This window comes from Streptomyces sp. NPDC048441 (genome assembly GCF_043200235.1).
Classification (GTDB): domain Bacteria; phylum Actinomycetota; class Actinomycetes; order Streptomycetales; family Streptomycetaceae; genus Streptomyces.
Map to the genome: position 1 here is coordinate 31548 of NZ_JBICXM010000014.1, position 20926 is coordinate 52473.

The 20926-nt window shown below is 69.7% G+C and carries 14 protein-coding genes; 6 read left to right on the plus strand and 8 right to left on the minus strand.

Annotated elements, in window-relative coordinates:
* Nucleotides 1-5: 5 nt before the first annotated feature.
* Genes ACGFSB_RS29495 through ACGFSB_RS29510 form a run of 4 tightly spaced genes read right to left on the minus strand, consistent with a single transcriptional unit; the run spans nt 6 to nt 4492 of the window.
* Complete coding sequence (locus tag ACGFSB_RS29495) at nt 6-635, minus strand: ATP/GTP-binding protein (protein WP_393405511.1); 630 nt, start codon at nt 633-635, stop codon at nt 6-8.
* Nucleotides 616-1017 (minus strand): DUF742 domain-containing protein, encoded by a 402-nt coding sequence (locus tag ACGFSB_RS29500; protein ID WP_393405513.1) that lies wholly within the window; start codon nt 1015-1017, stop codon nt 616-618. The genes ACGFSB_RS29495 and ACGFSB_RS29500 overlap by 20 nt, the downstream gene beginning before the upstream one ends.
* Nucleotides 1014-1535, minus strand: coding sequence for a roadblock/LC7 domain-containing protein (locus tag ACGFSB_RS29505; RefSeq protein ID WP_393405515.1), 522 nt, complete (start codon nt 1533-1535; stop codon nt 1014-1016). The genes ACGFSB_RS29500 and ACGFSB_RS29505 overlap by 4 nt, the downstream gene beginning before the upstream one ends.
* An 8-nt stretch (nt 1536-1543) precedes the next feature.
* On the minus strand, nt 1544-4492 hold the full coding sequence (locus ACGFSB_RS29510) for a nitrate- and nitrite sensing domain-containing protein (protein ID WP_393405517.1): 2949 nt from the start codon (nt 4490-4492) through the stop codon (nt 1544-1546).
* Nucleotides 4493-4849: 357 nt separating this feature from the next.
* On the opposite strand from ACGFSB_RS29510, the gene ACGFSB_RS29515 reads away from it, so the two are divergent.
* The gene (locus ACGFSB_RS29515; protein WP_393405519.1) at nt 4850-5695 is read left to right on the plus strand and encodes a protein phosphatase 2C domain-containing protein; all 846 of its coding nucleotides are present in this window, start codon (nt 4850-4852) and stop codon (nt 5693-5695) included.
* A gap of 162 nt (nt 5696-5857) precedes the next feature.
* Here ACGFSB_RS29515 and ACGFSB_RS29520 read toward each other — a convergent pair whose 3' ends face one another.
* A complete protein-coding gene (locus ACGFSB_RS29520) occupies nt 5858-6361 on the minus strand; it encodes a MarR family winged helix-turn-helix transcriptional regulator (RefSeq protein ID WP_393405521.1) in 504 nt (167 codons plus the stop codon).
* A gap of 285 nt (nt 6362-6646) precedes the next feature.
* Between ACGFSB_RS29520 and ACGFSB_RS29525 the strand changes: the two genes are divergently transcribed.
* A complete protein-coding gene (locus ACGFSB_RS29525; RefSeq protein WP_393405523.1) occupies nt 6647-7489 on the plus strand; it encodes a lysozyme in 843 nt (280 codons plus the stop codon).
* Between the two features lie 93 nt (nt 7490-7582).
* Here ACGFSB_RS29525 and lon read toward each other — a convergent pair whose 3' ends face one another.
* Both lon and ACGFSB_RS29535 read right to left on the minus strand, forming a co-directional pair.
* Nucleotides 7583-10000 (minus strand): endopeptidase La, encoded by a 2418-nt coding sequence (gene lon / locus ACGFSB_RS29530; RefSeq protein ID WP_393405525.1) that lies wholly within the window; start codon nt 9998-10000, stop codon nt 7583-7585.
* 183 nt (nt 10001-10183) lie between these two features.
* On the minus strand, nt 10184-10972 hold the full coding sequence (locus ACGFSB_RS29535) for a rhomboid-like protein (protein ID WP_393405527.1): 789 nt from the start codon (nt 10970-10972) through the stop codon (nt 10184-10186).
* Nucleotides 10973-11142: 170 nt separating this feature from the next.
* Between ACGFSB_RS29535 and ACGFSB_RS29540 the strand changes: the two genes are divergently transcribed.
* From ACGFSB_RS29540 to ACGFSB_RS29555, 4 genes are all read left to right on the plus strand, one after another.
* Complete coding sequence (locus ACGFSB_RS29540) at nt 11143-11838, plus strand: spermidine synthase (RefSeq protein WP_393405529.1); 696 nt, start codon at nt 11143-11145, stop codon at nt 11836-11838.
* Between the two features lie 65 nt (nt 11839-11903).
* A complete protein-coding gene (locus ACGFSB_RS29545; RefSeq protein WP_393405531.1) occupies nt 11904-12644 on the plus strand; it encodes a response regulator transcription factor in 741 nt (246 codons plus the stop codon).
* A gap of 13 nt (nt 12645-12657) precedes the next feature.
* Nucleotides 12658-13743, plus strand: coding sequence for an ATP-binding protein (locus tag ACGFSB_RS29550; RefSeq protein ID WP_393405533.1), 1086 nt, complete (start codon nt 12658-12660; stop codon nt 13741-13743).
* A 259-nt stretch (nt 13744-14002) separates the two neighbouring features.
* Nucleotides 14003-17809 (plus strand): multifunctional oxoglutarate decarboxylase/oxoglutarate dehydrogenase thiamine pyrophosphate-binding subunit/dihydrolipoyllysine-residue succinyltransferase subunit, encoded by a 3807-nt coding sequence (locus ACGFSB_RS29555; RefSeq protein WP_393405535.1) that lies wholly within the window; start codon nt 14003-14005, stop codon nt 17807-17809.
* A 73-nt stretch (nt 17810-17882) separates the two neighbouring features.
* On the opposite strand, the gene fxsT is transcribed toward ACGFSB_RS29555, so the two are convergent.
* A complete protein-coding gene (fxsT, locus tag ACGFSB_RS29560) occupies nt 17883-20918 on the minus strand; it encodes an FxSxx-COOH system tetratricopeptide repeat protein (protein ID WP_393405538.1) in 3036 nt (1011 codons plus the stop codon).
* Between the last annotated feature and the right edge of the window lie 8 nt (nt 20919-20926).

Consider the following 20926-nt stretch of genomic DNA (forward strand, 5'->3'; position numbering starts at 1 on the left):
AACTACTACTCGGGGGTTGCTGCCAGCGCGTGGCCCACCAGCGAAAGCAGCGACTCGATCACCGAGATCCGCTGTCTCGCGTCCATGATCAGCACCGGTATGTGCGGTGGGATCGTCAGGGCGTCACGGACGTCCGCGGGCGCGAACTCCTCGGTGCCGTCGAAGTGGTTGACGGCCACGACGTACGGCAGTCCGCAGCTCTCGAAGTAGTCGAGCGCCGGGAAGCAGTCGGAGAGGCGACGGGTGTCGGCAAGGACCACGGCGCCGATCGCGCCGCGCACCAGGTCGTCCCACATGAACCAGAAGCGCTGCTGGCCCGGCGTGCCGAAGAGGTAGAGCACCAGGTCGTCGTCGAGCGTGATCCGGCCGAAGTCCATGGCGACCGTGGTCGTGGTCTTGTCCGGGGTCGACGTGAGGTCGTCCGTGTCCTCGCTCGCCTGCGTCATCAGCGCCTCCGTCTGGAGGGGCGTGATCTCGGAGACCGCGGTGACCAGGGTCGTCTTGCCGACACCGAAGCCGCCCGCCACCACGATCTTCGTCGCGATCGGGGCCCGGGTGCGGTCCGTCTGCCAGGCTTGGAGGTTCTCGTCCGGGTCGGGGCCCGGGTGGCGGAGTTCAGAGACGGCGGAGTCCACTCAGCACCCTTTCCAGCAGTGCGCGGTCCGGCTGTCCCGGGCCGTGGCCCGTTCCGTACACGCGGATCTTTCCCTGGTCTGCGAGGTCGCTCAGGAGTACGCGGACGACGCCGAGCGGCATCTTGAGGAGCGCGGCGATCTCCGCGACCGTACGCATACGGCGGCAGATCTCGACGATGGCCCGCATCTCCGGCATGACACGGGTGGAGAGGTTGCCCTGCGGCAGTTCGAGGCGTTCCTCGGGGGCCTCGAGCGCGGCCACGAAGGTCTCGACGAGCAGGACGTGCCCGAAGCGGGTGCGCCCGCCGGTGAGCGAGTACGGGCGTACGCGGGAGGGTTTGCCGCCGCCGCGCTGCGGCAGCTTGCCGGGCTTACTGCTCATCGGACGCTCTCCATCGACTGGCGCAGCTCACTGCGGAGTTCGGGGGTGAGGACATGCCCGGCGCGGCCGACGAAGAGCGCCATGTGGTACGCGACGACGCTCATGTCGCAGTCCGGGGTCGCGTGCACGCCGAGCAGTGAGCCGTCACTGATCGACATCACGAAGAGGCTGCCTTCTTCCATGGCGACGACGGTCTGCTTGACCGACCCCGCGTCCATCAGCTTGGCGGCGCCGATGCAGAGGGAGCCGAGGCCGGAGACGATGGTGGCGAGGTCCGCGCTCGACCCTTTGGGGCCTGAACTGTTGTCCACCGCGTCTTCGTTGTTCCGTGCGGGGTCGGAGGAGAGCAGCAGCAGGCCGTCGGAGGAGACCACCGCGACCGAAAGGAGGCCGGGCACCTCCTCGACCAGGTTCGTGAGCAGCCAGTGCAGGTTGCGGGCTTCGCTGCTCAGTCCGAACGCGGCCCCGGATCTACTGCCGGTGGAAGAACTGCCGGTGGAAGAACTGGGCGAGCGCATGGGCGCAGTCAACTACTTGCCTCCTCGACTGTGTCCCCCATGTTTGTTTCGGTCTCTTCGGTCGCTTCAGTACGTTGGGTCTCTTCAGTACGTTCTGTCAGCTCGGCCTCTACGTCGCGACGGCCGCTGATGGCTCCCTGGTGGAAGCCCCCGAGCCGCTTGCGCAGCGCCTCGGCGTCTACGGAACCGCTGCGCGGCTTGGGCACGGTGGGCTCGGGCGCGGTGATCTTGGGCGTGCGCTTGGGAAGCCCCTTGTCGGTGACGCGCTCCCACTTGGGGGCGTCGGGGGCGGGGGCGACGGGCTCGGGCTCGGCTTCCGGCACGGGCTCGGGCTCGGGCTCGGCTTCCGGCACAGGCACGGGCTCGGGCACAGCCGCCGCTGCCGGGTCCTCGGAGACCGCCGGAGGGGTCAGCTCCAGAGTCGTCTCGGGCGAAGCTTCGGGCTCAGGTCCGGACTCCGCCTCCCGCACCGCGTGCTCCGCGGCCGCGATCAACGGATCCTCAGCGGCCCCCTCGGCAGCGGACAGCGCGGAGCGCCCTCGCAGCACATTGGAGTTGGCCTCGGCTTCCGAGCCCGGATGGTGCAGGACAGGCGCCCCGCCGGCGACAGGCACACCGACCGGCGGCGCCCCCACCGCGGGTGCCGCCGCGAGGATCGACTTCGGCAGGACCACGACCGCCGCGATCCCGCCCTGCTTCTGCTCCCGCAGGCGGACCCTGGCCCCGTGCCGCGCGGCGAGCCGCGCCACGACGTACAGACCGAGCCCGAGGCCGTCCCCGCTCTCCTGGTCGTACACGTCGTCGGGACGGAACTCCGCGAGGCGGGAGTTGAGCTCGCCCATCCGGTCCGGGGTGACGCCTATGCCCTCGTCCTGGACGGAGAGCATGACCTCGCCGCTCTCCAGGAGCCAGCCGGAGACCTCGACGGAGGCGTCCGGCGGCGAGAACGAGGTCGCGTTCTCCAGGAGCTCGGCCACCAGGTGGCTGATGTCGTCCGCGGCGAAGCCCGCGACGTGCGCGTGCGGCGGCAGCGTGGCGATGCGCACCCGCTCGTACCGCTCGATCTCACTGACCGCGGCGCGTACGACGTCGACCAGCGGGACCGGGCCCGGGTGCTGGTGCCCGTGCTCGGCACCGGCGAGGACAAGGAGGTTCTCGCTGTGGCGGCGCATCACCGTGGCGAAGTGGTCGAGCTTGAAGAGCGTGGCGAGGCGGTCGGGGTCCTGCTCGCGGTCCTCGAGGTTCTCGATGACGGAGAGCTGCCGCTCGACCAGGCCGAGGGTGCGCAGGGCCAGGTTGACGAACGTGCCGTGGATGGACTGCCGCACCCGGTCCAAGTGGGCGGACGCCTCGGTCAGTTCGGCGCGCAGCTTCTCGCGCTCTTCGGCCATGGACCGGCGCTGGCCGATGAGGTGCTTGCGGTCCGCTTCGAGTGTGGTGAGGCGCTCGGTGAGGGCCGACGCGTGTTCGTGCAGCGCGTTGACGGACCGTACGACCTGGGCGAACTCGTCGTCACGGCCCGTGAAGCGGATCGGCTCCTGGGGCACGGGTTCGGTGGCGAGGCGGGCCGAGCCGATGCGCAGGACGGCGAGCGGGCGGGTCAGGCTGCGGGCCATCGCCATGGAGACGCCGACCGCGACGAGCAGCGTGAGGCCGATGAGCGCGATGCGGACCTCGAGCGCCGTCACGTCGTCGTCGCGGAGTGCGGCGAGGTCCTTGGTGCGCTGGACGGTGAGCGCGGACTCGGCGCCGCGCATCATCTCGATACGGGCGGAGAGCGCGGTGTCGAGGTTCTTACGGTCGTAGCCCTGCTCGGCGGTGGAGAGCGTGGGCTGATCGGTGAGGCGGGAGAGGTACTTCTCGGCCGTCGTCACCTCGCTGCCCGTGACCGTCGAGTCGTACGTGCCGCGGGCGCTGTCCGTGGCCGCGTCGTGGAAGTCGGCGAGGGCCGCCTGTTCCCGGAGGTGGGCCTGCTGGGCGGCGGCACTGAGGCCGTCGCGGCTCTTGCTTCCGGCGGGCGACTCGTCGACCACCGTCTTGGGCAGGCCGGTGACGGGGTCGACGGTGGTGCTCGTCTCCGTGGAGCGCGGGACGGCGAGGGCGGCGAGGAGCAGGCCGCGGGCGCTTGCCGCCTGCTCGACGGCGTGGTCGAAGTCGGAGAGCGCGTACGCGCCCGAGCCTGCGCGGGCGGGCGTCCGCTCGGCGAGTTTGCGGGTGAGGCTGTGCAGTTCGGTGATGACGCCGGAGTACGCCATGTGCGCTTCGAGAGCAGTGCTCTTGCCGGTGAGCGCCGCTCTGCGGACGGCGCCGATGTTGTCGAGTTCGCTGCGCAGGGACAGCGGCCCGTCGACCGTCCGCAGCTCGGCGACCTGGCGGTCGACGCGGGCGCTGCGGCTCTCGGAGAGCCCCTTGCCCTGCGGGCGGCCCGCCGCGATGAACGATGTGACCTCGTCGCGCTCGTCGGCCAGCGAGTGGCCGAGGGACACGGCGTCCTGGGTGCGCTCAGCGAGCGTCACCAGGTTCTGTGCGTCGCTCAGTTGACCTGACGCGGCGACGATGGCGGGCGCTCCGGCCCCGGCGATGGCGGCGGCCACGACGGCTACGGCGACGATGAGCCGATTGCGTACGCGGGCGGTGGGCTTGGAGCTGGCAGCGTTCGCGGAGCCGGCGGACTTTCCGGAGGCGGCGGACTCCCCGGAGGCGGCGGACTCCCCGGGCTTCGAGGGCTTCGCGGGGCCCGGCTCGGGGGCGTTCTCCGCAGGCTTCGGGCCGTCAGGAGGCGTCAGGCCGGGGGCTGTGTGCTCTCCCGCGTTCTCTCCCGCCGCGGTACCTGCCGCACCTGCCGCCGTGTGCTCGGGCGAGCGCTCTGTAGGGGTGGTCGCGTCCGGCGTGGCCCCGTCAGGAGCCGTCTGCTTGCCCTTGCGCCCAGGCCGCATCTTCTGCACCGGTGCTCGCATTCTTGTTTCTTCGTCTGCCCAGGGCCCCGGGTGACGATCCGTCAACACACGCGCCCCCCGGCACGGCTCCTGACCCTTCCAGTGCCGATGGGTGGCAGTCGCGCATCACATGCCTGGCCACCCGAAGGAGTGAACATCGGCAGGGAGTTGGCAAGCAAGTCCCGACTTGGGCCGAATCCCGCCACCTCGGTGCGCCGGTTGGACGTCGCCCGCAGGCTTTGGCAGGATGCGCCGCCACACGCCGCCGGAAGTGATCATTCCGACTGAAATCCGGCGCCTGACCTGCTGGTCCGGGCCAACTCTCGCGTTCTCGCGACCTTCGGATGACCTTGTGAAGGCCTCGTGCAGACTGACCGAATGCGTATCGAACTCGCCACCGAGCCAGGTGACCCCGCACGCCCCAACGAGGACTACGCCGCGGTCATGCTTCCCGCGGCCGGACAGGGCGGATCACTCATCCTTCTGGACGGGGTGACTCCGCCTGCCGGAGATGACGGCTGTCTGCATTCCGTCCCTTGGTTCACGGCGCGACTCGGGGGCGCACTGGGTGAACTGTCCGTTTCACGGCGGGATATGACGCTCTCCGAGACCCTCGCGGCGGCGATCGCGCGCACCGCGGACGCCCATCGTCAAACCTGTGACCTTTCTCACCCGCGTACGCCTCAGGCCACCGTGGTTCTGGTGCGTTGGGGCGACGAGCGGGTCGAGTACCTGGTCCTGTCGGACTCCGCGCTCCTGATGGCGGGCCCGGACGGCCAGGTCACGCCCGTACTCGACGAACGCCTCGCGGAACTGCCGCCGAGGATCCGCGAGATGCGCGACGCGGTGCGGGCGCTGCCGCGGGGCTCGGCCGAGCGTGAGGTGGCGGGCCGTGCGTACGGGGCGGCCGTCGAGGCCCTGCGGAACGCGGAGGACGGCTTCTTCACTGCCGCCGCGGACCCTTCGGCGGCGGCACGGGCGGTCACCGGCGAGCGGCGGCGCTCCGACGTGACGGCGGTGGCGGCCCTGACGGACGGGGTGGGCCGCTGGGTGGAGACGTTCCGGGAGGGTGACTGGGCCCAGTGCTTCGAGCTGCTGCGGAAGGATGGGCCGCAACGGCTGGTGGACCGGGTCCGGGAGTTGGAGCGGGGAGATCCGGAGGGGGCGGGGTTCCCTCGGGGGAAGCGGCATGATGATGCGGCGGTCGTCTATGCGGAGTTTTGAGGGGGCTCTCCCCACCGGGAGGGGGCCCGCAAGGGGCGCGGGGAACTGCGCGACAAGCCACGGGCGACCCGCAGATCCCAAACCGGCCGGGGCTCCGTAGGGGGCGCGGGGAGCTGCGCACCGCCCAGCCACAGCGCACCCGCTGACGCCCCTGCCGGGGTCTCAGGACTCTGCTGAGTCGTTCAGCTGGCGTAGCAAGCGGGCCAGTTCCGCTACCTCGGAGCGGTCCCAGCCGGACAGTTGCCGGACGTAGCGTTCCCTGCGCCCCGCCCGCACCTCGCGGAACCGCGTGCCGCCCTCCTCCGTGAGGCGGACCAGCCAGGCCCTGCCATCGGCGGGGTCGGGCTCGCGGGCGACGAGCCCCAGGTCCTCCAGGGCCCGCAGCTGACGGCTCATCGTCGCCTTGCCCACGCCGATGTACGCGGCCAGAGCCGTGGCCCGCTGTGGGCCCGAGTCGTCGAGGCAGACCAGGAGTCCGTACGCGGCGGGCTCCAGATCGGGGTGGACCTGGCGTGCCATCTCGCCGGACGAGGCACGCGCCCGGCGCAGGAGCAGCGTCAACTCCCGCTCGAGGGAGAGGAACTCACGGTCGACCAGCCTGTTCACGCCCGCCCTGCTCCCGTCGGCTCCACCGTCGTTCTCGCCCTCGTGCACTTCAGCACCCATGGCACGCTTTCTTTCCGGTTCATCAGGTTTCTGGAGGTTTCCCGCCCCGCTCGGCGCAGGCCGCCGTCGCCGCAGCTCCGCCAGTATTTCGTAACGCACCGCAGGTCCACGCCGAGGACGTCGCCGAAGGAGTAGACCAACGGCAGACGCCGGGCCCCCTTCCCAGCCACGGGTCTACGTGCGTAGCGTCGTAGATGACATGTTCACACCACTACATGTCGACAGGTCCCCCCACGAGCTCCATCGACCTCATGGAGCTCAACCGAGGCCTTCGGAGGCACGCACATGCCCGTGCACAGACCCGGAACGCCCCGCCGCTCGCGCTGGTCAGCGGCCGGAATCCTGCTCTCAGTCCTCTCCGCCCTCTCCCTCCTCATCACCCTGCCAGGCGCCGCACAGGCCGCCGGCGGGGACGACATACCGCCCCGCGGCTCCGCCCGTATGGGCCAGGGCGTCATCGAGCACGACGGGCAGGGCAGTCTGCCGCCCGGCAGCGACGCCGTACAGACCGAAGGCGTCGACGTCAGCAGCCACCAGGGCAACGTCTCCTGGTCGACGCTCTGGAACAGCGGCGTGAAATGGTCCTACGTGAAGGCGACGGAGAGCACGTCGTACAAGAACCCCTACTTCGCCCAGCAGTACAACGGCTCGTACAACGTGGGCATGATCCGCGGCTCCTACCACTTCGCCACACCCGACACCACCGGCGGCGCCACCCAGGCCAATTATTTCGTGGACAACGGCGGTGGCTGGTCCAAGGACGGCAAGACGCTGCCCGGGGCGCTCGACATCGAGTGGAACCCGTACGGGGCCGCCTGCTTCGGCAAGTCCCAGTCCGCGATGGTCACCTGGATCCGTGACTTCCTGAACCAGTACAAGTCGCGCACCGGGCGCCACGCCGTGATCTACACGGCCACCAGCTGGTGGAAGCAGTGCACGGGCAACTACGGCGGTTTCGCCGCCAACAACCCGCTCTGGATCGCCCGTTACGCCAGCGCTCCGGGCGAACTGCCCGCCGGATGGGGCTTCCAGACGATGTGGCAGTACACCTCGACGGGCCCGACGGTCGGGGACCACAACAAGTTCAACGGCGCGTTGGACAGGGTGGTGGCGCTCGCCAACGGCTGAGCGACCCCCTGGACGCACGTGAACGCACGCGGACGCACCGCGGGCCCGGGTCCCGAAAGGCGATGGGACCCGGGCCCGCAGTACGTCCAGCCCTTACGCGGCGGCCGGAACCCTCAACTCAGCCTCCGTCAGGGCGAGTTCGAGCACCTGGCGGACGTCCGTGACGGGGTGCACGTCCAGCTTCTCCAGGATCTCCGCCGGGACATCGTCCAGGTCGGCCTCGTTCCGCTTCGGGATGATCACTGTGGTGATCCCGGCGCGGTGCGCGGCGAGCAGCTTCTGCTTGACGCCGCCGATCGGCAGGACGCGCCCGGTCAGCGAGACCTCGCCGGTCATGGCCACATCCGTACGGACGAGCCGTCCGCTGAGCAGCGACGCGAGGGCGGTCGTCATGGTGACGCCCGCGCTCGGCCCGTCCTTGGGGACCGCGCCCGCCGGGAAGTGGATGTGCACGCCGCGTTCCTTCAAGTCGGCGACGGGCAGCTCCAGTTCGGCGCCGCGCGAGCGCAGGAAGGAGAGTGCGATCTGCGCGGACTCCTTCATCACGTCGCCGAGCTGACCGGTCAGGGTCAGGCCCGCCGCGCCGGTCTCCGGATCGGCGAGTGACGCCTCGACGAAGAGGACATCGCCTCCCGCGCCGGTGACCGCGAGCCCGGTCGCCACGCCCGGCACCGCCGTGCGCCGCTCGGCCGGGTCCTGCGCGGACTCGGGCACGTGGTGCGGCCGCCCGATGAGCGCCCGCAGATCCGCGTCCGACACGGTGAACGGCAGCTCCTGCTCGCCGAGTTCGTGCTTCGCCGCGACCTTGCGGAGCAGCCGCGCGACGGACCGCTCCAGGTTGCGTACGCCCGCTTCCCGCGTGTACTCCCCCGCGAGCTTGCGCAACGCGCTCTCGTCCAGGGTCACTTCGTCCGTCTGGAGCCCTGCCCGCTCCAGCTGGCGCGGGAGCAGGTGGTCGCGGGCGATGACGACCTTCTCGTCCTCGGTGTAGCCGTCGAGCCTGACCAGTTCCATACGGTCGAGCAGCGCCTCGGGGATGGCTTCGATGACGTTCGCCGTCGCCAGGAAGACGACGTCGCTCAGGTCGAGCTCGACCTCCAGGTAGTGGTCGCGGAAGGTGTGGTTCTGCGCCGGGTCGAGGACTTCGAGGAGGGCGGCGGCAGGGTCGCCGCGGAAATCGGAGCCCACCTTGTCGATCTCGTCGAGCAGCACGACCGGGTTCATGGACCCGGCCTCCTTGATGGCCCGCACGATCCGTCCCGGCAGCGCCCCCACGTATGTACGACGGTGTCCGCGGATCTCCGCCTCGTCGCGTACGCCGCCGAGGGCGACCCGCACGAACTTGCGCCCCATGGCGTGCGCGACGGACTCGCCGAGGGAGGTCTTGCCGACGCCGGGAGGCCCGACGAGGGCGAGCACGGCGCCGCCGCGGCGACCACCGACGACCCCGAGGCCCCGGTCCGCGCGCCGCTTGCGTACGGCGAGGTACTCGGTGATGCGCTCCTTCACGTCCTGGAGGCCCGCGTGCTCGGCGTCGAGGACGTTCTGGGCGCCCTTGATGTCGTACTCGTCCTCGGTCCGCTCGTTCCAGGGGAGTTCGAGGACGGTGTCCAGCCAGGTCCTGATCCAGGAGCCCTCGGGCGACTGGTCGCTGGACCGCTCCAGCTTGTCGACTTCCTTGAGAGCGGCCTCACGGACGTGTCCGGGGAGGTCGGCGGCCTCGACACGGGTGCGGTAGTCGTCGGACTCCTCTCCGTCCTGCTCGCCGTTGATCTCACGCAGCTCCTTGCGCACGGCGTCGAGCTGGCGCCGCAGCAGGAACTCGCGCTGCTGCTTGTCGACGCCTTCCTGTACGTCCTTGGCGATGGACTCGGCGACGTCCTGCTCGGCGAGGTGCTCGCGCAGCTGCTCGGTGGCGAGCTTCAGGCGGGCGATCGGGTCGTCCGTCTCGAGAAGCTCCACCTTCTGCTGGCTGGAGAGGAAAGGTGAGTAGCCGGAATTGTCGGCAAGGGCGGAGACGTCCTCGATCGCCTGTACGCGGTCCACGACCTGCCAGGCCCCGCGCTTCTTCAGCCAGCTGGTGGCCAGGGCCTTGTACTCCTTGACCAGCTCGGCGACAGCGCCGGGAACAGGGTCGGGCACGGTCTCGTCGACCTTGAGCCCCTCCACCCAGAGCGCGGCACCCGGCCCGGTCGTACCAGCACCGATCCGCACGCGGCCGCGGCCGCGGATGAGGGCGCCCGGGTCGCCGTCGGAGAGCCGGCCGACCTGCTCGACGGTGCCGAGGACACCGGTCGACGCGTACGTCCCGTCGATACGCGGAACAAGAAGGACCTGCGGCTTGCTGCCACTACCAACGGAGGGGGCTGCCGCTTGGGCGGCCTCCACGGCGGCGCGCACATCGGCGTCGGACAGGTCGAACGGAACCACCATGCCGGGCAGGACAACTTCGTCGTCGAGCGGCAGCACGGGCAGCGTAAGTGGTGTGGACGCCTTGGACTCAGAAGTCATGATCTCCCTTTCGGCATTCAAGTTGAGCTATACCGACTCAATGCTCATGAGCTCTTGAATGTTCCCCGGGGATGTTCGCTGTGAGCGATCACTTCGACACGGGTCGATACGGGTTGGCACGGATCGATACAGGTCGATGCGTGTCGATGCGGGTCGATGCGGGTCGACACCCGCACGGCACCGTCAAGCGGACTGACGCCACCGTCGCACCAGCGGCCACGTGGCGACGCCGATCGACAGGGCCAGGAGATGGCCCCAGTTGGTCATCGGGTCCGTGAACGCGATGAGGTCGTCGATCAGCATTCCGCCGAACCCGGCGATCACAAGACACCGCAGCCACGGCCTGAACAGGCCCGCCAGCGCGCCGACGCTCGCCGCGACGCCGAAGCTGATGCCGTAGTCGAGGCGGTGCAGGGAGCTGTCGGGCAGGTGGCCCGCCAGGACCGAGAAGCCGACCGGGACCTCGGTCGCGAGGGTCGCCACTACATGGCCGAGCAGGAAGACACCGGCGGTGCGCAGTGCGCCGATGCGGCGCTCCAGGGCCGTGAGAACCAGCAGGAAGCCGATCGCGTAGGGCGAGGCGATGCCGCCCGCTATCCACAGCGCGCTCGCCACCAGGACGAGCACCGGCTCCTGCGTCAGATGGGCCACGTCCGTGCTCGAGTGCTGGTGCAGGGTCGCGATCAAGGACGGGTCGGCGTACTGCGTAAGGAGTGAGGTGACGGCGAGGACGGCCGCGTATCCGAACGTGAACGGCGTACCGGCCGGAGTCGGAAGCAGGCGCCACAGACGCGGGCGGCGCCGGGCGGGTGAGGCATCCGCCCGGGATGCCTCATACGTCCTGGGGGCGACCGGCTGAGGCCCACGCTGGCGGGGGATGCCGTCCAGGCCGGGCACGGCCCTCTCGTCCGGTGCCGTGGGGGCAGCCGACGCACTCCGGTGCACGTGAGGCGCTCCTTCCGTCCCGGCCATGTCCCGGCCAACCACATGTCCCGGCCAACCCTTTGCCGATTTTTCCGGCATTGTCTATGACCCGCACCACGTGAGACGCACATCACAGCAACCCCACAGGCCGAACCCGCGTCCGCCCCATCGTCCCAACCTCCCGGCGGGCCCTCCTGACGGCCCCTACCCTGGCCGCCATGCACACCCAGACCACCACCCCCGTCGTCATCGACCGGCGTGAGGGGCCGTACGGCGAAGTCGTACTGCGGCGCCACGGTGCGCTGCTACAGATCATCGCCAACGGCTGCTTCCTCATGGACACCTCGGACGGCCGCTCGGAGCGGCTGCTCATCGACGCGGCGTACGACGCCCTGGACCGGCCCTCGAAACCCGGCCTCCTCATCGGCGGCCTCGGTGTCGGCTTCTCCCTCGCCCATGCCGCCGCTGACCCGCGCTGGGGGCGTATCGCCGTGGTCGAGCGGGAGCAGGCCATCATCGACTGGCATCGGGAAGGGCCGCTCGCCGAGCTCTCCGGCGCCGCGCTCGCCGATCCGCGTACGGAGATCCTGCACACAGACCTTGTCGCGTACGTCTCCGGCTCGGATGCCCCTTCCCATGCCCCGGAAACGTATGACGCGCTCTGTCTGGACATCGACAACGGGCCCGACTGGACGGTGACGGACGGCAACAACTCCCTCTACTCGCCAGCCGGTCTGGCCGCCTGCCAGGCCCGCCTCAACCCCGGCGGCGTACTCGCCGTGTGGTCCGCCAAGCCCTCGTCCGCTTTCGACGACGCTCTACGGAATGCCGGGTTCCAGGCGGTAAGGACGGAAGAGATCCCCGTTGCCCGAGGCGTACCCGACGTGGTTCATCTCGGTGTAAGGGCTGCGTAGCCGAGGTGCCTTCGCGACCCGTACTCTGCTGACCGAACACAAGCGATCAGTGTCAGGGGCGGGCGATGGAGCAGACACACACCTCCCAGAACGGCGCGACGGCGGCGATGCCGGGCGCCCAGCGCCGGGTTCTGGTGGTCGAGGACGACCCGACGATCGTCGACGCCATCGCCGCCCGGCTACGTGCCGAGGGTTTCGTAGTGCAAACGGCGGGAGACGGTCCTTCGGCGGTCGACACCGCACAGGCTTGGCAGCCCGATCTGCTGATCCTGGACATCATGCTGCCGGGCTTCGACGGGCTCGAAGTGTGCCGTCGGGTGCAGGCCCAGCGGCCGGTTCCCGTCCTCATGCTGACGGCCCGCGACGACGAGACGGACATGCTGGTCGGGCTCGGTGTCGGCGCCGACGACTACATGACCAAGCCGTTCTCCATGCGGGAGCTCGCGGCCCGCGTGCACGTCCTCCTTCGCAGGGTCGAGCGGGCCGCGCTCGCCGCGACCACGCCGCGCAGCGGGATCCTGCGGCTCGGCGAGTTGGAGGTCGACCATGCCCAGCGGCGGGTCAGGGTCCGCAGCGAGGACGTACATCTGACGCCGACGGAGTTCGACCTGCTCGTCTGCCTGGCCAATACGCCGCGTGCGGTGCTCTCGCGCGAGCAGCTGCTCGCCGAGGTGTGGGACTGGGCCGACGCGTCGGGCACCCGGACCGTCGACAGCCACATCAAGGCGCTGCGCCGGAAGATCGGCGCCGAGCGGATCCGGACGGTGCACGGCGTGGGTTACGCCCTGGAGACCCCGACCCCGTGAGGCCGGGCAGCTGATGACCAGGCCTTTCGGAGGGCTGCGACCGTTCTCCATCAAGACCAAGCTCGGCACTCTGGTGGTCGTCTCGGTCTTCATCACCACCGGTCTGCTGATGGTGGCGATGGAGACGGAGACCGAGCTGCGCTTCATCACCGTCTTCTCGGTGATCGCCACGCTGCTGATCACGCAGTTCGTGGCGCACAGCCTCACCGCGCCCCTGGACGAGATGAACTCGGTGGCGCGCGCCGTCTCGCACGGCGACTACACGCGCCGGGTGCGCGGCGCCGACCGGCGCGACGAGCTGGGCGACGTGGCCACCACGATCAACCGCATGGCGGACGACCTGGAGGCCCAGGACCAGCAGCGCAAGGAGCTGGTCGCCAACGTCTCGCACGAGCTGCGCACCCCCATCGCGGCCCTTCGCGCGGTCCTGGAGAACGTCGTCGACGGAGTCTCCGCCGCCGACCCGGAGACCATGCGTACGGCCCTCAAGCAGACGGAGCGGCTCGGGCGTCTCGTGGAGACCCTGCTCGACCTGTCCCGCCTGGACAACGGCGTCGTACCGCTGCGGGCCCGCCGCTTCGAGGTGTGGCCCTATCTGTCGGGCGTCCTGAAGGAGGCCAACATGGTGGCCTCCGCGCGCGCGGGCATCGCTTCGGGCTCCGGCAGCCACACCCGTACGGACGTGCATCTGCACCTGGACGTCACGCCGCCCGAGCTGACCGCGCACGCGGACGCCGAGCGCCTGCACCAGGTCGTGGCCAACCTCATCGACAACGCCGTCAAGCACAGCCCGCCGCACGGCCGCGTCACCGTGCGCGCCCGGCGCGGCCTCTACCCCGAGTCCCTGGACCTGGAGGTCCTCGACGAGGGCCCCGGCATCCCGGAGTCGGAGTGGCACAAGGTCTTCGAGCGCTTCAACCGGGGCAGCCACGTCCACGCCGCCGCGCAGGGCCCCGGCAGCGACGGCGGCACCGGGCTCGGGCTCGCCATCGCGCGCTGGGCGGTCGATCTGCACGGCGGGCACATCGGAGTGGCCGAAAGCGCTCGTGGCTGTCGCATCCAGGTCACCCTTCCGGGCCTGCCCGAAGTGCGAAGTTGACGTAGGGTTCGAAAAGGAAGCGATTCGCGGGCGCATCGAAAGCGCGCCCGGGGGACGCCGCCGCGCTGGGGCAGACCCGCGCGGCCATCTGGCGTTGCGGAACCTCGCTTGTTTCCCGCCATTTACGCCGCCGAAACCCCGGATCCAATGTGACTTACACGACGGTTGACGGGGCCGGTCTGCACCTGACGGCGATGGAGGCGTAGCCTTTATTTCCGCTGTCCATCACCTTGTGAAGCGGAAGAGGGCGGTTACCGCCGTGTCGCCACAGTCCCCCAGTAACTCGAGCATCTCGACCGACCAAGACGGGCAGGGCAAGAGCCCTGCCGCCGCCTTCGGTCCCAATGAGTGGCTCGTCGACGAGATCTATCAGCAGTACCTCCAGGACCCGAATTCGGTCGACCGAGCCTGGTGGGACTTCTTCGCCGACTACAAGCCGGGAGTAGCGGCGTCCGCCGCGCCTCCGGCCAAGCCGGCGGGTGACGCAGCCGCGGGGGCTGCGGCCACCACGTCCCCCGCAGCTCCCGCCGCATCCGCAGCGGCTCCGGCCGCGCCTGCGGCTCCCGCAGCGCCCGCCGCGCCCGCAGCTCCGGCTGCGAAGCCCGCGGCGGCCGCACCGGCCCCCGCCGCCAAGCCCGCGGCCGCGAAGCCCGCCGCCAAGGCGGAGCCCACGGCCCCTGCTGAGGCAGCCCCGGCAGGACCCGAGTACGTGACGCTGCGCGGCCCCGCCGCCGCGGTCGCGAAGAACATGAACGCCTCCGTGGAGGTCCCGACGGCGACGTCGGTCCGCGCGGTCCCGGTGAAGCTGCTCTTCGACAACCGCATCGTCATCAACAACCACCTCAAGCGCGCCCGCGGCGGGAAGATCTCCTTCACGCACCTCATCGGGTACGCGATGGTGCAGGCCATCAAGGCCATGCCGTCGATGAACTACTCCTTCGTGCAGAAGGACGGCAAGCCGACCCTGGTCAAGCCGGAGCACATCAACTTCGGCCTCGCCATCGACCTGGTGAAGCCCAACGGCGACCGCCAGCTGGTCGTCGCGGGCATCAAGAAGGCCGAGACGCTGAACTTCTTCGAGTTCTGGCAGGCCTACGAGGACATCGTCCGTCGCGCCCGCGACAACAAGTTGACGATGGACGACTTCACCGGCGTCACGGTCTCGCTGACCAACCCCGGCGGCCTCGGCACGGTCCACTCGGTCCCCCGCCTGATGCCCGGACAGTCGGTCATCATGGGCGTCGGCTCGATGGACTACCCCGCGGAGTTCCAGGGCACCTCCCAGGACACCCTGAACAAGCTCGGCATCTCGAAGGTCATGACGCTCACGTCGACCTACGACCACCGGGTCATCCAGGGCGCCGCCTCCGGCGAGTTCCTGCGCGTCGTCGCGAACCTCCTCCTCGGTGACGGCGAGTTCTACGACGAGATCTTCAAGGCCCTTCGCATTCCTTACGAGCCGGTCCGCTGGCTCAAGGACATCGACGCCTCGCACGACGACGACGTCACGAAGGCCGCCCGCGTCTTCGAGCTGATCCACTCCTACCGCGTCCGCGGCCACGTCATGGCCGACACGGACCCGCTGGAGTACAAGCAGCGCAAGCACCCCGACCTGGACATCACCGAGCACGGCCTCACCCTGTGGGACCTCGAGCGTGAGTTCGCGGTCGGCGGCTTCGCCGGCAAGTCCATGATGAAGCTGCGCGACGTCCTCGGCGTCCTGCGCGACTCGTACTGCCGCACCACCGGCGTCGAGTTCATGCACATCCAGGACCCGAAGCAGCGCAGGTGGCTCCAGGACCGCATCGAGCGCCAGCACGCCACGAAGCCGGAGCGCGAGGAGCAGCTGCGCATCCTGCGCCGGCTGAACTCCGCCGAGGCCTTCGAGACCTTCCTGCAGACGAAGTACGTCGGCCAGAAGCGCTTCTCTCTGGAAGGCGGCGAGTCCGTCATCCCGCTGCTCGACGCCGTCATCGACAGCGCGGCCGAGTCGCGTCTGGACGAGGTCGTCATCGGCATGGCCCACCGTGGCCGCCTGAACGTCCTGGCGAACATCGTCGGCAAGTCGTACGCCCAGATCTTCCGCGAGTTCGAGGGCAACATGGACCCCAAGTCCATGCACGGCTCCGGCGACGTGAAGTACCACCTGGGCGCCGAGGGCACCTTCACCGGCCTGGACGGCGAGCAGATCAAGGTCTCCCTCGCGGCGAACCCGTCACACCTGGAGACGGTCGACCCGATCATCGAGGGCATCGTCCGCGCCAAGCAGGACATCATCAACAAGGGCGGCACGGACTTCACGGTCCTGCCGGTCGCCCTGCACGGTGACGCGGCCTTCGCGGGCCAGGGCGTGGTGGCCGAGACCCTGAACATGTCGCAGCTGCGGGGCTACCGCACCGGCGGCACGGTCCACATCGTCATCAACAACCAGGTCGGCTTCACCGCCGCTCCGGAGTCGTCGCGCTCGTCCATGTACGCCACCGACGTGGCCCGCATGATCGAGGCGCCGATCTTCCACGTGAACGGTGACGACCCCGAGGCCGTCGTGCGCATCGCGCGCCTGGCCTTCGAGTTCCGCCAGGCGTTCAACAAGGACGTGGTCATCGACCTCATCTGCTACCGCCGCCGCGGGCACAACGAGTCGGACAACCCGGCGTTCACGCAGCCGCTGATGTACGACCTGATCGACAAGAAGCGCTCGGTGCGCAAGCTCTACACCGAGTCCCTCATCGGTCGCGGCGACATCACTCTGGAAGAGGCCGAGCAGGCCTTGCAGGACTTCCAGGGGCAGCTGGAGAAGGTCTTCACCGAGGTCCGCGAGGCCATCTCGCAGCCCGCCGAGGCCGAGGTGCCGCCCGCGCAGGCCGAGTTCCCGGTGAAGATCGACACCTCGATCTCCCAGGAGGTCGTCAAGCGGATCGCCGAGTCCCAGGTCAACATCCCCGACCGGGTCACCGTCCACCCGCGTCTGCTGCCGCAGTTGCAGCGCCGCATGTCGATGGTCGAGGAAGGCACGATCGACTGGGGCATGGGCGAGACCCTCGCCATCGGTTCGCTGCTCCTCGATGGCACGCCGGTCCGTCTGTCGGGCCAGGACTCGCGCCGAGGCACGTTCGGTCAGCGTCACGCGGTCCTCATCGACCGTGAGACGGGCGAGGACTTCACGCCGCTCCTGTACCTCTCCGAGGACCAGGCGCGCTACAACGTGTACGACTCGCTCCTGTCCGAGTACGCGGTGATGGGCTTCGAGTACGGCTACTCGCTGGCCCGTCCCGAGTCCCTCGTGATGTGGGAGGCGCAGTTCGGCGACTTCGTCAACGGCGCGCAGACGGTGGTGGACGAGTACATCTCGGCCGCCGAGCAGAAGTGGAACCAGCACTCCGGCGTCACGCTGCTCCTGCCGCACGGCTATGAGGGCCAGGGACCGGACCACTCGTCCGCCCGTATCGAGCGCTTCCTCCAGCTGTGCGCGCAGAACAACATGACGGTCGCGATGCCCACCCTGCCGTCGAACTACTTCCACCTCCTGCGGTGGCAGGTGCACAACCCGCACCACAAGCCGCTGGTGGTCTTCACCCCGAAGTCGATGCTGCGCCTCAAGGCGGCGGCCTCGAAGACGGAGGAGTTCACCACGGGTGGCTTCCGCCCGGTCATCGGCGACGACTCGGTCGAGGCGTCGGCGGTCCGCAAGGTCGTCTTCTGCTCCGGCAAGCTGTACTACGACCTCGAGGCCGACCGGAAGAAGCGCGGCGTCACGGACACCGCGATCATCCGCATCGAGCGCCTGTACCCCCTGCCGGGTGCGGAGCTCCAGGCGGAGATCGCCAAGTACCCGAACGCCGAGAAGTACCTGTGGGCGCAGGAGGAGCCGGCGAACCAGGGCGCATGGCCCTTCATCGCCCTCAACCTCATCGACCACCTGGACCTGGCGGTCGGCGCGGACATCCCGCACGGCGAGCGCCTGCGCCGCATCTCGCGGCCGCACGGCTCGTCGCCTGCCGTGGGCTCGAAGAAGCGGCATGAGCAGGAGCAGGAAGCGCTGCTCCGCGAGGTCTTCGAGGCCTGAGGCCCTGAGCGACGGGCCCGGCACTCCCTCCAGGGGGTGCCGGGCCCGTCGTCGTCTCTGCCCGCTCTGCCCGCTAGCCCAGGTACGCCTCGAAGTCCCAGTACGGGCGGGTGCGCTGGCGCGCCGACATGGTGTGCGGATGCTGGGCGCCGAGCGTCCGGGTCAGCGCGAGCAGCCCGTCCTCCTCCAGCTTCCCGGCTTCCTCCCTCTCCTCCCGGTCCCGCAGAGCCCGCAGGTCGCCGGCGAACGCCATCTGGCAGGACAGGGTCAGCGGATGCTCGTCGCCAAGCGTGCGGCGGGCCCGCCGCAGGGTTTCGCGGCTCAGCTCGGCGGCTTCCGCGATGCGGCCGTTGAAGTTGCGTGCACCGGAAGCATTGAGCGCACAGCCGAGCACCCAGGGGTGATCGGCGCCGAGCGTGGCCGTGAGACCGCCGAGCGCGGACTCGAACATCGACATGGCCTCGGCGCGTTCACCGGCCGCCTGCATGATCATTCCGGTGTTGGCGACCATGCCGGTGGCGACGGGGTGTGCGGGGCCGAGCAGGGCGCGGTATCCGGACTCCGCCTCGGCGATCAGATCCCTGGCCTGGCTCAGGTCCCCGTGCTCGCGCAGATAGTTGCCGTAGTCCGTGATGAACGACAGCGTGCGGTAGTGGCTCCGGCCGTGCACCTGCTCCAGCTGGTCGAGGAGGCTGGCCATCATGGCCCCGACGTCCTGCCCGAAGCCGCCCTCGCGGCGGCGGCAGAGTGCCAGTTGGGCGCGGGCGTTGAGGGTCTGCGGGTGCTGCGGCCCGAGCACCTGTACGTGGAGCCGCAGCACCGACTCCTGGCGGGCCACCGCGTCGCGGTAGCGACCGAGCAGCCGCAGGTCGTGGGCGCAGGCGTTGCCGGAGTGGAGGGTGTTGATGTGCCGGGCGCGCAGGATGCTCTCGCGCCGGGTGAGGGTCTCGACGTCGACGTCGTACGCCTCCTGGTAGCGGCCGAGGAGCCGCAGGCCGACGCCGAGGTTGTGCCTGGCGATGAGCGTGAGGATCTCGTCGTTCCCAAGGAGGCGTTGGGCGTCCGCAAGCACCTTCGACTGGAGCTTGTCGGCCTCCTCGTACTGCCCGAGGTGGCGCAGGCTGTTGGCGATATTGGTGTTGGTGATCAGTTCGCCGAACTCGTTCTGCGGCTCGGCGGCGCGCAGCCGTTCGATGAGGTTCCCGTCGAGGTTGTAGGCGTCCCGAAAGCGGCCGCTGGCCCGCAGGATGTTGCTTTCCTGGGCGGTCAGGTCCAGCATCGGCTGGGCCAGCGCGTCCATGAACCCGGACCACCGGTGGCGGATCTGCTCGGCCAGCTGGAGCCCGGCCTTGAACTCGCCGCTGCGGAAGCAGTAACGCAGGCAGTTGAGTACGGCGACCTGGACCCGTTCCCTGGTGCTTTCGAGTGCGCCGGAGGGCTCCAGGTGGGGCAGCAGCTCCGCGTACCGGGGCCAGTGCCTGCTGTCCATGGGGTTGCCGGGGTCGGCCTCGGCGAGCAGCGCGTGAACGGCCTTGCGGTGCAGCGCGCGGTCTTCGTCACTGGTGAGCTTGGTGACGATGTCGTGGACGAGCCGGTGCATGTGCACCGACTCCTGATGGGGACCCATGTCGGCGTTGGCGGGCCCTCGGATCTCCCGGGTGAGCACCGAATAGTTGACGAGCGTGTCCAGGGCCCTGGACCAAGCGGGCAGATCGGTGGCCATCCAGCGCAGGTCCTCGGGCAACTCGGCCTGCGGATAGGCGCGGATCAGTCCGAGCGGGATCCGTCCTGGGGCGAAGGACGTACACAGGCTGAGCACTTCGATGGTCTGCGGCTGGGACCGACGGAGCCGATTGAGCAGTATCGACCAAGAGGTCAGGGACGCATGGGGCAGGCCGTCACCGATGGCCGCTTCGTCGGTGGCGGACAGCCGTCGTTCCCGCACCATCCGCAGATACTCGGGCACTTCCATGCCCGACTCACCGAGCCAGGAGGCCGCCTGCACCAGCGGCAGGGGCACATCACCGAACTCGACGGCCACCTCGTCGGCCTGTTCCGCGGTCACATGCGGCGCCCGGCGCATCAGATAGCCCGTGGACTCGGACCGGTCGAAGCTGGGCACTTCGAGTACGTCGGTGTCCTCGCCCCAGCCGCGGTTGCGCGAGGTGATCAGGACGTGTCCTGGACCGTTCGGCAGCAGGACGTTCGCGCCCTCGATGTCGTCCCAGCCGTCGAAGATGACGAGCCAGCGGGAGTGCGGTTCGCCGCGTCGCAGCGCTTCCCGAACCGCGCGGATGCGCTCGCCGGGCTCGTTTCCGCTGTTCAGGCCGAGCGCGACAGCCAGTTCACCGAACCGGTCGCGCTGGATGTTGCGGTCGTCGGAGTTGACCCACCAGACCGCGTCGTAATCGGGGCGGAAGCGGTTGGCGTACTCGGCTGCGATCTGGGTCTTGCCGATGCCGGACATACCGACGAGCGTGCAGGCCGCGTCGCCTCGTTCGGCGTCGGTCAGCCGCTGGTGGAGTTCGAGCAGCAGGTCGTCCCGTCCGGTGAACCGGGCGTTACGGCGCGGCACTTCGCCCCAGATCTCGGGCTGGGTCTCCGGGAAGCGGACGCCGCGGCCGGGGACGGTCCTGCGCGCGACGGGCCGGATGGCCAGACCGAGCCGGCTGAGGAGGCGTTGTTCGGCTTCCTCTTCGCCGAGGCCCCACAGGGCGGCCGGTTCGAGGACCGCGGTGGAAGGCAGGAGGGGACGGTTCGTGAGGTTGACGGCGGCGAACCGGTCCGCGTTGGCGGCCACGAAACCGCGAAGGACGTCGTTCCACTCGCTGGCGGGCCGCGGGCCCAGTTCGAAGAACCAGTCGTTGAGAACGAGGAGCACCCGCCCCCGGGCGAGCAGCAGGTCGCCGAGCGCGTCCTCGAGCGGGTCGTCGCGGCGCGGGTCCCAGCGCTGGAGCGTGGCCTGGTGGCCGTGGCTCTCCAGACGGTGAGCGATCCAGGCGGCCCACGGCCGGTGGTAGCCGGGGAAGACCACCAGAAATCGCTCCGGCTCGGTCGTGCCGCCCCGGTCCGACGCACCGGCACCGCCCGACCGCCGCTGTTCCGCCATCTGTACTC